At 41.5% G+C, this 15,431-nt stretch carries 8 protein-coding genes; 6 read left to right on the plus strand and 2 right to left on the minus strand.

Going from position 1 to position 15,431, the window contains the following annotated elements:
* Nucleotides 1–6: 6 nt before the first annotated feature.
* Together H6G77_RS01945 and hetR are read left to right on the plus strand one after the other, a co-directional pair.
* Entirely contained in the window at nucleotides 7–2,193 is a 2,187-nt protein-coding gene (locus H6G77_RS01945; RefSeq protein WP_190870678.1) for an EamA family transporter, read from the plus strand.
* Between the two features lie 1,528 nt (nucleotides 2,194–3,721).
* Nucleotides 3,722–4,621, plus strand: coding sequence for a heterocyst differentiation master regulator HetR (gene hetR / locus H6G77_RS01950; RefSeq protein WP_062295448.1), 900 nt, complete (start codon nucleotides 3,722–3,724; stop codon nucleotides 4,619–4,621).
* 575 nt (nucleotides 4,622–5,196) lie between these two features.
* Here the strand turns inward: hetR and H6G77_RS01955 are convergent.
* The gene (locus H6G77_RS01955; RefSeq protein WP_062294438.1) at nucleotides 5,197–5,808 is read right to left on the minus strand and encodes a peroxiredoxin; all 612 of its coding nucleotides are present in this window, start codon (nucleotides 5,806–5,808) and stop codon (nucleotides 5,197–5,199) included.
* A 141-nt stretch (nucleotides 5,809–5,949) separates the two neighbouring features.
* On the opposite strand from H6G77_RS01955, the gene H6G77_RS01960 reads away from it, so the two are divergent.
* The 4 genes from H6G77_RS01960 (at nucleotide 5,950) to H6G77_RS01975 (ending at nucleotide 13,556) form a co-directional block, all read left to right on the plus strand.
* The gene (locus H6G77_RS01960; RefSeq protein ID WP_190668701.1) at nucleotides 5,950–8,049 is read left to right on the plus strand and encodes an amylo-alpha-1,6-glucosidase; all 2,100 of its coding nucleotides are present in this window, start codon (nucleotides 5,950–5,952) and stop codon (nucleotides 8,047–8,049) included.
* A 386-nt stretch (nucleotides 8,050–8,435) separates the two neighbouring features.
* The gene (locus H6G77_RS01965; protein WP_190668699.1) at nucleotides 8,436–9,986 is read left to right on the plus strand and encodes a YcjF family protein; all 1,551 of its coding nucleotides are present in this window, start codon (nucleotides 8,436–8,438) and stop codon (nucleotides 9,984–9,986) included.
* Nucleotides 9,987–10,708: 722 nt separating this feature from the next.
* A complete protein-coding gene (locus H6G77_RS01970) occupies nucleotides 10,709–11,368 on the plus strand; it encodes a PEP-CTERM sorting domain-containing protein (protein ID WP_190588032.1) in 660 nt (219 codons plus the stop codon).
* A 427-nt stretch (nucleotides 11,369–11,795) separates the two neighbouring features.
* Entirely contained in the window at nucleotides 11,796–13,556 is a 1,761-nt protein-coding gene (locus H6G77_RS01975) for a serine/threonine-protein kinase (RefSeq protein ID WP_190588033.1), read from the plus strand.
* 113 nt (nucleotides 13,557–13,669) lie between these two features.
* On the opposite strand, the gene H6G77_RS01980 is transcribed toward H6G77_RS01975, so the two are convergent.
* Nucleotides 13,670–15,340, minus strand: a complete 1,671-nt coding sequence (locus H6G77_RS01980; RefSeq protein WP_190870679.1) for a phosphatidylglycerol lysyltransferase domain-containing protein — start codon at nucleotides 15,338–15,340, stop codon at nucleotides 13,670–13,672.
* Between the last annotated feature and the right edge of the window lie 91 nt (nucleotides 15,341–15,431).

Consider the following 15,431-nt stretch of genomic DNA (forward strand, 5'->3'; position numbering starts at 1 on the left):
AAGCTAATGGGGCGAATTGAAAAACGGCCAGATAGCCCGCGAGTTAGAGGCGAACTATCGAGATCAGCAGAAACAGCACTCTGGGCTGTTGTGGAGGATTTAGAAAATCTCCAACAAAATGTGCTGAGATCATTGCAAGAAGAAATTAAACGGTTACAAGCAGATAAAGAACGACTGTACGATGACATTCAAAAACTGCTAGAGGAAAAAGAACACTTACAACAAGTGCGACAAATTACCGAACAGCAGGTGTTAATCCGACAGTTGGCAGAAGTTTTAGCCAAACATATTTCTTCTCAACTGCAATCATCACTGAAGAATTTAGCTAACGAACTAAAAATGACTGGTGCTGATGAACAAGCAGTACTAAAATCAGCCGAAAGTAATGAGCAGATTAAACAAATGCTGGGCAGTTTGGATGATACTCTGACCATTACTTTTAATTCGCTGCAACAAGAACTAAAAAATTATCAAGGTAATTTGTCTCAGCAGTTGGTTCGGATGCAAAGCCAACAACAGCAAGGCGAAACGATTGTAGAGGAATTAGTTAATCGCCTGCGTGGGGAATTAACTAAAGCTATCCAAGAAACTACCCAACCTACAAAGCCATCGCCACCAACGGTTCTACAACCAGATGAGCCAAAGTTGGAAAGTGCTGTGAAAGTATCTCCCCCGACAGTTTTACAATCAAACGAGCGATCGCCTGCTAATTCTTTTACAGTATCTTCAGCTACAGTTTTACAACCAGATGAGCCACAGCCGGTAAATTACCCTCTGTTATCGGAAGTCACCAATAAATCGAATGACAACCAAACGACTGCTTCTTCAGCAGAAACATCTTCAGCCGTAATTGTTCCACCAGTTAAGGAAAGCCCCACTCAGCCAATTTCCATCGCTCCCAAGGACTTTCCCCCCAAGGAAAAACCACCGGAACCAATTGTTTTACCGGACAAAGATGTGGCGGAATCTACATCTAGCAATGTTGTAGCCAGTGAACAAAATGCTGTACTCCGGTTTGATGTACCAGAAACGCAAATCCAATCTCCTTCTAGCAAGGCTAGTGAGCCAGTTTCGGTTATCAGTGCAGATTTAGTAGAAGATGAACCAATTTCTCCACCGCCTGCACCAGCACGCAGATCCCGAAGACCTAGCAAACCTCAAAGTTTATCTCCAGTGCAGATTGGGTTTTTGCTAGTTGTTTTGTCTACGGTGGTGTCTTCACTGTATAACGTCGCTGTAAAAATGATGTTCCACCAAAGTTCTGCGGTGGTGGGCAGCTTGGCTGTAGAACGGTTATTATTACCAACTTTGGGGAATATTTTCTTAATTTTATTGCTGCGCTTGGCGATTGTAGTACCGCTCACGTTGCTGTTAGCACCGATGATGCACCCCCAAGTTTGGCAAGATATCAAAAACTTAATGGAATCATTTCAAGGTAAGCCTTCAGCCGCTAAGGTGAAAGCTAAGAGAGTGTTGCAACTATCAATTGCGAGTGGTTGCTTTTTGTTTTTATCGCAGGTGTTGATTTATCTGGCAATTGGTCAAGTAACAACGGGTATGGCGATCGCACTATTCTTTATCTATCCCGGTATTAGCGGTTTGTTGTCTTGGCTGTTATTCCGTGATAAACCCAATAGCGTGCGTGGGGCTGCCATTGGTGCGATTTTCTTAGGTGAATTATTAGTTTTAGCTGGTGCTGCAACGGCGGGGATCAGCGATTTTTCTATTGGTAGCAGTGCCGCAATTTTTGGTGGGATCGCCTTTGCCTGCTACGTGATGCTGACTCGTGTCTGCGCCGCTAAACTGCATCCTGTGTCTTTTACTTTAGTTAGTTTCACCACCATGTTTGTTTTGAGCTTCATTGGTTTGATGTTACCTTTACCAACCGCTTGGAGCTTAACAATTGATGGTTCTAAGTTATTAGAGATTATTCTAAGTGCCTTTATTTTGGGCGTGCTGACACTTTTAAGCTATGTCCTCAACAATATTGGTATTGGTAAACTTGGAGCCTTGCGATCGGCAATTATTGGCGCAGGCGTACCGATATTAACCGTAGTGTTTGCTGGGTTGTTGATTCAAGAAAATTTAGAAATAATTCAGATTCTCGGCGTTTTATTTGTCACATTTGGTGCTGCGGCTTTTAGTTTTGAGAAAATGCGTCATCAAGTTAAATCATCAAGTGCTGAAAATTAAATAACATAAAGCAGCTATAGCAGTAGCCAAGTTGCTTAGGGCATCGATAAATAATAAGACTTAGACACAGACACCACAAAGCTTTTACCCCTGTCATCTGTCACCTATTACCTGTCCCCTGCTATATGTGTCCGTGAGGAAAGTTAAAAGTCGAATGTTAAATAAAACTTTGATTATCTCAACTTTGATTTTTAACTTTTCAATTTTTTATTTTGTTTTAATAATTGTCAACAGGCGACGACAAACTTAGTAATCAATCCAAGTCAATCGTCTTATACAATTCCCAAAAATCCTGCATCCTAAAACTTTTTTAGATATTGTCCGGTTAATCCAGAATGATTTGGGAAATTTGTACATTAGCAGCAAAACCCTCTGCTCTAGGCTCTGAACTCTCAGTCAGTCTTTCACCGATAAATTTATTACCCTTGGTATCACTCTAAAAGTCAAACAATATGAAATCTGGTAATTGCATTACGTCACCAGATACCTGTATATTTTATAAATAACAACGTACAACAGCCTTTTGACTAACTTTCCGACCTGTTTAACACCCAAATATTTAGGACAAAATAAATAAGAAAGTTACTATTCCTGTACGTAATTTACAATTCTGATACTGTGAATATTGAAACATATTCACTGCTACTCACCACCTCAAAACATAGGTTTTACAGTTAAAAGGGGCTATAAAATCATCAGATACTACATACCGTAAAAGCGGCTTTTTTATATTCATTGAAATATCAGGAATCCTTAATAATTCCTATTGTGTAAACTAAAAAATAGAGAGTCTTAATATAATATTAAGATTGAGTTAATTTACATAAACTTGATAAAAAAGCTGACAGAATAGAATATCATGATTAAAGGCAATAAACGGTATTTTGGACGGGAAACTATCTACCTGATTTGAGGAATTAGATTTCTCTAAGTACTAACTACCTAAAGATGCCCGAAATTTGCCGAAAGCTGTGAGCATTATGGTAGTCTACTAGTATCTGCTAAACCTGTAATTTGATTCAAGTTCAGTAGATGATTGACTCTCAGATTACTCATCACGAATAGGAAATCGACGAGTAACCAGAATTCTCTACAAACCCAAAGAAAGCAGTCATTCTTGGGAAAGGTGCATACCATCAAGTCCATCGGCTGGTTAGGTGTTGCCACAATCAGGAAGTATTTTCCGTTTGTGAACTAACCTAGGTTGTAACATCCTGGCTACCGAAGACAATCTTTATAGATTAAATCGGAAAAATAGATGGTTTTGTAATTGGTATGACAAGTAGAGGAATTTCATGGTTATTTGTGAATCTGTCAGGAAAAGATGACAATAGCCAAATCAACTAACTTCTTTTTAGTAGTGATTTGCTATATAATTCGGAGCCATTGGCAATTTCAACTGCTAGTAACCTGAAAGTCACAGCATCCTAGAAAGTCTCAAGTAAAAATATCGCCTAAAGTTTGGGTGTATACTACTTACTTCCCTCTGACTATAAATCTGTAAACGTGCTATTTAACTGTCTGTAATATGAGTAACGACATAGATCTGATCAAACAACTTGGCCCTAGTGCAATGGATCAGATCATGCTTTATCTGGCTTTTAGTGCTATGCGGACTAGTGGGCACAGGCATGGAGCATTCTTAGATGCAGCAGCTACGGCAGCTAAGTGTGCAATTTATATGACCTATCTTGAACAGGGACAAAACCTGAGAATGACGGGTCATTTGCACCACCTGGAGCCAAAAAGGGTCAAAATTATTGTGGAAGAAGTCAGACAAGCTCTGACGGAAGGCAAGTTGCTAAAAATGTTGGGTTCTCAAGAACCACGCTATTTAATTCAACTGCCTTATGTCTGGATGGAAAAATACCCTTGGCAACCAGGGCGATCCCGTGTGCCAGGAACTAGCCTGACAAGTGAAGAGAAAAAACAAATTGAGCAAAAATTACCTGGTAACTTGCCAGACGCACAATTAGTGAGTTCGTTTGAATTTCTCGAACTAATTGAATTTTTGCATAAGCGATCGCAAGAAGTCCTCCCGCCTGAACATCAAATGCCCTTGAGTGAAGCCTTAGCAGAACACATCAAGCGCCGCCTACTTTATTCAGGTACGGTGACAAGAATTGATTCACCTTGGGGAATGCCCTTCTATGCGCTAACTCGTCCTTTTTACGCACCAGCAGACGATCAAGAACGTACCTATATCATGCTAGAAGATACCGCTCGGTATTTTCGGATGATGAGAAACTGGGCAGAAAAACGACCAAATTCCATGCGTGCTTTAGAAGAACTGGATATTCCTCCAGAAAAGTGGGATCAAGCAATGGAGGAACTTGACGAAGTTATCCGCGCTTGGGCAGATAAGTATCACCAAAGTGGTGGTATTCCCATGATTTTACAGATGGTTTTTGGTAGAAAAGAAGATTAACACCTCCGGCTCATAAAAAGTAAGCATCCTAACACTCAGCAACCGGTAAATCTCAAATCAAATGTACAAGCGTTACGACGGGTAGGCTCCTGCTGCAAAATTTAGAGACATTGTTAGCTTTTGTCTCGAATGGCAGGATGCTTCCGTTGCCATCCACATTTATAAATTGGATGATTCATTATTTTATTAGCTTATATAAATAAACAGGGTTATTCTAGTTACCAGTAAGACTTTCTTGATTTCCATCTGTCGCATTCTTTTTTCAAATTGGTATATAGCGTTTATCAGTTTAGTGCAGTACAAGTTGATAGGGGACAGAGGCTAGAGGCTAGGGACTAGAGACTAGAGGAATGTACCTCATTGAGATGAAAAACGCTGTAAGTAATATTAGGTTTAGAGACGATTTATCAAGTAAACATTAAATTATAGTAGCTGTCTTAAAAGTCAAGCGATCATTAGCTAGAAAAAGCTTATTAATACAAAAAACCACAGATAAACCCAGTGTTTATCTGTGGTAAAAATGAATTTTGCCTTCAATGCCAACAAAAACTATTGGAATTGAAAGCGAGAAAATTCTAGACGGAAGCGAAGTAAACTTTAGACTTCACAGGATCAGGAGTCATTGTCTGATCACCAGGTTGCCAACCAGCAGGGCAAACTTCATCTGGATGTGATTGGACGTGCTGAATAGCTTGTAATGTCCGTAGGGTTTCATCAACGCTACGACCAAAAGCTAGGTTGTTAATAGTAGCGTGTTGAATGATACCATCTTTGTCAATCAAGAACAGACCACGCAATGCTACTCCTGCTGCTGGATCAAGCACGTTGTAAGCGGCGCTAATTTCTTTCTTGATGTCGGAAACTAGGGGATAATTGAGGTCGCCTACGCCACCAGATTTGCGATCAGTTTGAATCCAAGCGAGGTGGGAGAACTCACTATCAACGGAAACACCGAGAACCTCAGTGTTAAGTTTCTTGAATTCTTCGTAGCGATCGCTAAATGCTGTGATTTCAGTAGGACAAACAAAGGTAAAGTCTAGGGGGTAGAAAAATAAGACTACATACTTACCACGATAGTCGGAAAGTTTGATTGTCTTGAATTCCTGATCAAATACAGCAGTTGCTGTAAAGTCGGGAGCTTGTTGACCAACGCGGAGGCTTCCTTCTGTTCCGTAAGTGAGGGACATTAACCTAATTCTCCTTCAACTTATATTTCGTTTTAGTAGCGTTAGAATCCGGGTCAGGTAAACTCACCCATCTACGCTGATTCACAGTTTAATTACGATCTGTTACGACTATATCATAGTCATAACGATTTTGAGTAGCAAATGACCAATTTAGATACAAGAGAATGGTTACTCACCAATGGCTTAGGCAGTTTTGCCAGTGGGACAGTTTCTGATGTCCGCACACGCACCTACCACGGTTGGTTATTTGCTGCTACAAATCCGCCATCAGGGCGTGACTTGCTGTTGTCACACTTGGAGGCGAGTTTAGAAGTATCGAAGGGGGTTGTGGCATTAGGAACAAATATTTGGGGTAGTGGAGAGATTAAGCCCAGAGGTTACGAATTTCTCCGATCTTTTGATATTAACCCCGTACCCAAATGGATTTGGGGTGACGAACACTGGCAGTTAAGTAGACAACTGTTAATGCCTTGTGGTGTTGAGGGAAGTAGGGAAAATAGCCCCCACTCCCATCGGATTTTGATTCACTATCGTTATGACGGCCTAGAGACAGCGATTTTAAAACTGAGGTTGTTGATTTGTGATCGCGACTTTCATCATCAACAAACTGCCACAGGATTACAATTTTCCCAATTGTTAGGGCAACAACAAGTTTGCCTACAAGCGATCGCATCGGGACACTTTGGTAAACCTTGGTATTTACGCTGGACACAGGGGAAATATCAAGCAGACGCATTTTGGTATTGGAATTACGTCTTACCAGAAGAAACACGGCGGGGATTAGGTAATTATGAAGACTTGTATAGTCCTGGCTATTTAATCGTCACTCTCCAGCCAGGAGATAGCGTCACTTTGGAAGCAAGGTTAGGTTTTCCTGATCCCCAACAAAGCCCGCTATTACCAGAAAGCTTTGCAGAAGCAGTCGAAGCAGAACAAGAAAGACTCAGCCAGATTTTTGGCTACATTCAACCCAAACATCAAGATTGGCAATCAACAACAGGCTTATTAACGAGTAAAGCAATATCAGCCAAGGAAAACCCTCTACCCCCTGTTTCTTGTCCACTACTGAATACTCAATCGCTGATTTGGCAACAACTAATCAAAGCCAGTGATCAGTTTATTGTGTATCGGGCTGCCGTGGCTGGCCCAACCATTATTGCTGGTTATCACTGGTTTAACGACAGAGGACGTGATGCGTTAATTGCCTTACCAGGTCTAGCATTAGTACCGCAACGCTACGAATTAGCCAAAGGAGTATTACACACCTTGGGGCTTTACTGTCGCCACGGTTTAATTCCCAATGGCTTTCCTGATGTTGATGGTGAGCCATCTTACAACAGTATTGATGCGGCGCTGTGGTGGATTGAAACATTAGGACTGTATTTAGAAGCTACCCAAGACTGGGAATTTTTAGCAGACCAATTCCCGATAGTGCAGCAAATTCACAAAGCCTTTGTAGGTGGTACACGTTATAACATCCAAGTTGATGCTACAGATGGATTAGTGGGTTGGTATGCTCGCGGTGTAGCTTTAACTTGGATGGATGCACTAGTTAACGGTCAACCTATCACGCCGCGTTATGGTAAACCAGTAGAAATTAATGCCTTGTGGTATTCGGCTTTGTGTTGGATGAGCCAATGGGCGCAACGCTTAAGCCAAATGCGAGTGGAGGATGCACCACGTTTAGCCAAACAAGCGCAACGTTATACACAGCAAGCACAACAGGTAAAAGTTTCCCTACAAAAATTCTGGAACCCGATGTTGGGTTACTTGTACGACACCATTGAACCAGACGATCGCCGTAACTCCCAAATTCGCCCCAATGCTGTGATTGCATTATCTTTACATCATTGTGGATTTTCCCAACAACAAGGCCGTCAGGTACTTGACTTAGCAACTTATCGCTTGCTGACTCCCTATGGACTGCGTAGCCTGGATGCCATTGATCCCGAATATGTCGGTAAGTATATAGGTATGACTCATGAGCGCGATCGCGCTTACCATCAAGGTACAGTTTGGAGTTGGTTAATTGGGCCGTTTATTCGTGCTTGGCAGCGTTTTTATCCCAAACAACCAATACCCTTTCATTGGCAACCCCTCATCGACCATTTTCTTGCTGATGCTTGCCTTGGCTCCATTTCCGAAATTTTTGACGGCGACCCCCCACACACCCCCAGAGGTGCGATCGCTCAAGCTTGGTCAGTAGCAGAGGTGATGCGTCATATCCAGGGATTTCCGTAGGTAGAGGGTAAGGGGTGGGTGCAGGGGTGCGAGGGGGCAAGGGTGCAAGGGTGCGAGGGGACAAGGTGGACAAGGAAGCAATCTTTCTCTTTCTACCTTGTCTCCCCCCTCTACCTTGTCTCCCCCCTCTACCTTGTCCTTTCAAGGGCAGGTTTTTAAACCTTCGATAAATAGTTGAGAATATTCTCAATTATGAAACGTAGTTTTAACTGTTCAGACAATAATTTTGGTTTTAAAAGCCCAAAAATTTGTCTAATAAAAAAAGCCTGCCCTTGAAAGCTCTACCTTGTCTCCCCCCTCTACCTTGTCTCTCCGAACTCCCCACTCCCCACGCCATCAGTTCTACTATTAAAAAAGTGCCTCTTGAATACTAACTCCCGCTACCCATGCCTTTATCGCGCATAGTAACGCTAATTGTTGGTCTAATTGTCATTTTGGCAATGAGCCTATGGCTGATAGATTCCCTATCACGCCTTTATTGGCAATTGTCTTATTCACCATTACTCGGTAATTTGCTGCTGTTGCTGCTGGTTGTCTTGATTGGTGGATTAGTGGCGGCGTTTGTTTATTACGTTCTGGTGCTTCAGGCTGGAGAAAAACGTTCTCGCCAAGGGCGCAGGCGGGTGACACCAGCCCAAATCCCGGCGGCAAAATCTGATGCAGCTTCCTCCACACTCCAAGCTGTGCGCCAACAAGTATCGCAAATACAAGATGAAGTCGCCCGACAAGCTTTATTAAGCCGATCGCGGGAAATTGAAGCTAATTTAGCACGGGGTGAAATTCAAGTTGTGGTGTTCGGTACAGGAAGTGCCGGTAAAACTTCCCTGGTGAATGCGATTATGGGGCGGATGGTGGGTCAAGTCAATGCGCCAATGGGTACTACCACAGTCGGCGAAACTTATTGTTTGCGGTTGAAGGGATTAGACCGCAAAATTTTAATTACCGACACACCGGGAATTTTAGAAGCAGGAGTCGCAGGTACAGAAAGGGAACAGTTAGCGCGAGAACTGGCGACAGCCGCAGATTTATTGTTGTTTGTGGTGGATAATGACCTGCGTCGCTCAGAATATGAACCATTGCGGGGTTTAGCAGAAATTGGCAAGCGATCGCTGTTAATTCTGAATAAAACTGACCTGTATACAGATGAAAATAAAGAAGTGATTTTGGCACGGTTGCGTGAACGAGTCCGGGGTTTTATTTCTGCTCACGACGTGGTGGCGATCGCGGCTAACCCCCAATCGGCACAATTAGAAACAGGGGAACTTTATCAACCAGAACCAGATATTGTCCCACTGCTGCGGCGGATGGCGGCTGTACTGCGGGCTGAGGGCGAGGATTTAGTGGCGGATAACATTTTGCTGCAATCTTTACGCCTGGGTGAAGAAGCACGTAAACTCATCGATGCCCAGCGTCGCCGCCAAGCCGATAAAATTGTTGAGCGATTTCAATGGATTGGGGCTGGTGTCGTCTCAGTTACACCCTTACCTTTTGTAGATTTATTGGCGACAGCCGCCGTCAACGCCCAAATGGTTGTAGAAATTGGCAGAGTCTACGGCTGCGAGTTGAATATGGAACGGGGACGGGAATTAGCTTTATCTTTAGCAAAAACTATCGCTAGTTTAGGGATAGTGAAAGGCGCGATTCAATTAGTCTCCACAGCTTTGCAATTGAATGTTGCCACATTTATTATTGGCCGAGCCATTCAAGGCGTAACAGCCGCATATTTAACCCGCATTGCCGGCAAAAGTTTTATTGAATATTTTCGCCATGATCAAGATTGGGGCGACGGCGGTATGACAGAGGTAGTACAGCGCCAGTTTCAAATGAACCGCCGCGATGAGTTTATTAAAGCTTTTATTCAAGAAGCGATCGCCAAAGTTGTCAAACCTTTACAAGAAAAAGTAGAAGCCCTTGATCAAGATGAAGAAACTCATTAGTGCTGAGTTGGATTAGACAAGGTAGAGGGGGGAGACAAGGTAGAAATCTTGCTTCCGTGTCCCCCGTATCTCCCGTGTCTCCCTTGTCCCCCTTGTCCCCCGTGTCTCCCTTGTCTCCCTCATCCCCTAGCCCCTAACCTATTTCATTGTAAACTTTCCACTAAGTAAAAATTACGTAAGTAATGTTGCATCTTCGGATATCAGTATTGATAAATCCTTACGTAATCAAATACAGAGAGAATTTTCACTGAGATAGTACGGAAATAGGAATTTAATCTTTTCGTAAAATAACCAGATTTTTATTGCCGTTTTCTTTTTCTACTGACAGTATGGAAATATGCAAAGGCAACGATGACAATCGAGCTTTAAGGAACTAGGGAGTTAATTAGAGATGTAAGGCAGCGAGCTAAATTAGTGTACTTATTTAATTGAGCAAGTGCGTAGCCAAAACAGCATTTCTGACATTGCAAAAGCTATTGAACCTCATAATTTCGACTTCTGCTAATTTGCGTAAATATCGCTTGCACAGCGCGTTTTGTGCTGCTTCGACATGATGCAAATCAGTAGGAAATCACTTAAAAGAAACTACTGAGGTTATCAAGCTGATTGATATATAACCTGCCGTTAATGCAATAACTTGATGTCTACTTTATGAACTGCTGGAAATTTCTTTCTAGTGCAGAAGTAATTTGGCAAAAAGTTTATTGACACTCCCCCATTTTATGAAACCTAATTTTGGAGAAATTCAACTCATGCTGACAACATCTTACAAAAAACTATCTCAAGCGACTGCTGGTATTGCCCTTGGTGCTGCAATGTTAGCGACTGTGGGTAATGCTCCTGCACAGGCTGTAACTTTAAAAACATTTAATATTTCTGGACAATTCGCGCCTCAAGCTATTTCTGGTTCCACTGGAGTAGCTGTAGATTTACAGAATGGTTCTTTTTCTGGAACTTATACAGTAGATATAGACCAACTACCAACTGCTACGAGTGTCCTTTTAAATGACTGGTCTATTGTTCTCAAAGATGCTTCTAACAATATTTTGAGAACATTTTCTAGCAGCTTGCTGGGACACACTGGTCAAGTCATGCAGAATAGTTTGCTATTTAGTAACAACATAGGTACAAACGAAGGTGAAGTCACAGAAAGTTTAGGATTAACATTTCCCTCTGGTTTTACAGGCTTACCTATGGCTGTTGCATCTAGCGGAAGATTCAGTAGTGTTATAGATATCAACGATACTTTAACTGCTGGAAGAATAGCAATCACATCTGCAACTGTCAAACCAGTCCCAGAACCTGTTTCTACTGCTGGTGTTGCTGTGGCTGGTGTTGTGGGTTTATGGATGAAGCGTAAGCAAAAAGCACCAATAGCATAGTTGCATTCCTGAAAGACGGGGATAATTCATAAACTGGATTAGCTTGATTGCAGAGTTCTTTTCTACGCAAATACGCACTGGGGTTCCTTCTCTCCTCGCAAAGGAACCCTTTTCTTTGGGCTACCAATCTTCCTTGTCCCCTTTGTCCCCCTTGTCTCTAAATGATGCTTAAGTCCCCTCTGAAAATATTGCCAGTAAAAACACGGCATTGATGGCTCTTTTTGCGATACTATATTCAATGTTTGGTTAATTTCGATTTATATGTAGTGCATATAGCAAAAAAAAATAAATTTGTGGATAAAAATACGTAAAAATTAATAAGCCAGGACAACCTTCAGTAAAGCTCAGGTAATTATTTTGCAGGACATCCGGAAACAATCAGGTGATGTCTGAAAAGTTATATGCGGACTTACTAAGTAACCAGCTTATGAGCCACTACATGATCGGTAAAGTACTACAATCACGGTACCAAATCGTTGAAAGTCTGGGTGCAGGGGTGTTTGGACAGACATATACTGCTATTGACATTGAATACCCAGAAAACCCTAAATATGTCGTGAAGCAGTTGAAAACTCACAATTGCCAAACCAGCTATTTAGAAACTTTAAGGTTACATTTCCTGACGGAAACAGAAACTCTCAAGCGTCTGGGTAGCCATTGCCAAATTCCAGAACTCATCGCCTGCTTTGAAGAACATGAGCGACTGTATTTGGTACAGGAGTTTGTGGAAGGACATGATTTAACAGCCGAACTACCCATCAATCAAATGTGGGGATGTTTGTGGGGTGAAAGTGAAGTTGTGGAATTTTTAGAGGATGTTTTGCAAATTTTAGAATTTGTTCATTCTCAAGGCGTGATTCATTGTGATATTAAACCAGAAAATTTAATTAGACGCTGTATTGATGGCAAACTGGTTTTAATTGACTTTGGTTCTATCCAGTCGGTGAAGTTTTCTTTAGATACAGAATTGCCTATTGATTGGATTCCTGTAACATCTTTGGGTTACATTCCACCAGAGCAATTTATTGGTCAAACAAGACCTAATAGTGATATTTATGCTTTGGGGATGATTGCTATTCAGGCGCTGACAGGTTTAGAACCGTTACAGTTTAAAGTTGATCCCCAAACGAATGAGATTATTTGGCGTTTACCAGATACTCAGGTGAGTGATTATTTAGCTGTTATTCTCAGCCAAATGATCCGCTATGATTTTCAAGAACGCTTTCAGTCGGCGGGTGAGGTATTGCGTATCCTCAAACAAATGCGCCATGAAACTCAGCTATCTCAAGTTTTACCAATATCAGAGCATGAACCGTCAGAACTGGTAAGGGCGAATGATGAGACACAGCAAAATTTCACCATTAATAATTTAGCGCCCCTGATGACAGGGATGAAAATTGGACTAGCGGCTAATTCTTTGTTGATGGGGTTTGGTGTTTATTCTTTAGTGAATAATTCGCCTGCATATTCAGAAAACGAAACTTTATATAAAGCGACGGAAAACTATCAAGCTGGAGATTTACAAGGTGCGATCGCTCTGGCTAAGTCCATTCCATCTTATAGTAATGTTTATCCTGAAGTACAAGCGACTATTGAAGTTTGGCAACAACAATGGCTGCAAGCGGCGGAACAATATTTATTAGCCGAACAAGCTTTGAACGAGGGTAGATGGTCTGATGTTTTTAAAACAGCTAATCTCGTTCCTGATATTTTATATTGGCAATCCAAAACACAACTACTCGTACAAAAAGCCAGAGTCAATCTCGAAAGCCAAAGCCAAAGTTTACTAGCGAAAGCTTATGCAAAGGCGGAAGCGCGAGATTTTTCCAGCGCCTTAGAATATCTGCGCCAAATTCCCCAAGAAAGTTCGGCTGGGGCGATCGTGCAGAGAAAATTAACCGAGTATAATCACAAACGACAGATTAGAGCCGCTTACTTTTTACAAAATGCTTATAAAAAAGCAGCTTTTGGCGACTTTGATAGTGCAGTTAAGTTTCTGCGCCAAATTCCCAAAAACACAAAAGTATATGCTCAAGCTCAAGCTAAATTGCAAGAATACACTCAAAAGCAACGTTGGCAAACTCGCACTCAAGAATTAGCATTTGATGTAGATTCACCTAAAAAAAATACCACTAAACTGATCAATTCTCATTTCGACTATCAACTACAAGAAGTAAATATTCGCTAGAAGAATAAGGCAAAAGGCAAAAGTAAAAAGGCAAAAGGCAAAACTCTTTCTCCCCCTGCCGCCTGCGGTTTTTATGATTGATATTATCCCCCCTTGTCTCCCTTGTCTTGCTTCTACGCTCCTGGTTTGAAATAATCGAGGAGGCGATCGCCTGAATCTGCGCGAATTAATGCTACAACTACATCAGGTAAGGCTGTCAAACTTGGGTAAACCAAATAACGGGGTTCCCAATTAGGACGAAACTTGTCTTTGTAGGCGTGTAAGCCTTGGAAGTTATAAAAGCCGTTCAAGTGTTCGTAAAGATAACGCAGCACTTTTTCTAAACGGCGTGACGTGGAATTTTCCCCGACTCCAGCTAAGGCGGAAAGGCCAAAATTAAAGCTGTCGTAGCCTTTTTCTTGAAAGTGCTGAAGCAGAGAAGTAAACAGAAAATCCATCATTCCATTTTCCATTGAGGCACGATGCCGCATCATATCAATGGTAATTTCATTTAGCTGATACTCTGGCAAAATGTTGGTAAACGCTGCAATTCCACCATCAGGTGTATGCACAACCGCAATTTCGCAATTTCGCAGATAAGCTTCATCAAACCATCCTAAAGAAAAGCGTTTTTCGGAACCTTGCGCCATCTTTAACCATTCATCGCTGACTGATTTCAGTTGATGTAATAAGTCATGATTGATTGGTGGTTGATAAAAACTCACTTGATAGCCGAGTTTAGTTAAACGATTAATTGATGGGCGAAAGTTCTTTCCGGCTTTCCCTTGGAGGGTAAAGTTTTTTAGGTCAACGATCGCTTCTTCGCCAATCTTCAGTATTCTAAATCCCAGGGAGATATATAAATCAAGGTCATCGGGCGAGGTTTGATAAAAAGCGGGATACCAGTCATTGCGCTGACAAAACTGCTGAAAGCTGACAATTACCTCTTGACGCTCTTCAATGGGGCCGATGGGATCTCCGAGAGCGATCGCACCCCGCCCTTTTGGTACATAAGCAATTACACTTTTACCAGAAGGACTAAAAAAATAACTTTTATCGCTTAAAAGTGTAATTGCCGCTAAAGAAGAACATCCATAATCTTCTACTATTTTTTTGGCTTTTTGCTGCTCAATTAAAGTTGCTGGATTCTGTAAAAATACAGGCTGTAACAACATCACCACAGCAAATGTAATTGTACTGGCAGCAATAATATAAATAGAATCAGCAAAGAATTCCCCAAATCTAGTTTTTGGTTGTAAGCCCCAATTATCCTCAGTAAAAAACATTGCTAAAGTCTGAAGTAGGGCATTCTTCCAACTAAAATTTTCTGTAAACTTGCCATCTAATAAATAAAATCCGATTGTGCCGTAAGCTAAGGTAAACAGCAACGCTCCCATTAAGACTCGCACACCCCTAGCAATAGAAGGTCGGTCTGATTGGGCTGTAAACACATGGCGCATCAAAATCAATTGTGTTAGCAAAATTCCTGATAATATACTTTCTTCGTAATCTAATCCTTTAATTAAATGGCTCAGAATCGAAATAACTAGTAATCCAATAGTTAATAGCCAAGCAACTCGCTTACGGCGTAATAAATTAGTTGCCAAAGTCAATAATATAAACCCTGTTAAGGCAGCAAATACATGACCAGTTACCCGAATTTCAAAGGGTAAAAAATCTTTTAACCAATGATTACGACCATACAAGGTGGGTGTAACTGCGGACAAAACATTGACTACGCCGACTAACCCTGTTAAGAAACCGACACTCCAAATTCCAATCTTATTTTTTAAGTTTTTATTCATCAGCTTTCAACTTAAATCAATATGTTTTATCAGCGTCAACTTACGTTTAATGATTTATGCTTAAGAATTCAAAATCATTAATTACAGGACT

Source organism: Aulosira sp. FACHB-615 (assembly GCF_014698045.1).
Taxonomy (GTDB): domain Bacteria; phylum Cyanobacteriota; class Cyanobacteriia; order Cyanobacteriales; family Nostocaceae; genus Nostoc_B.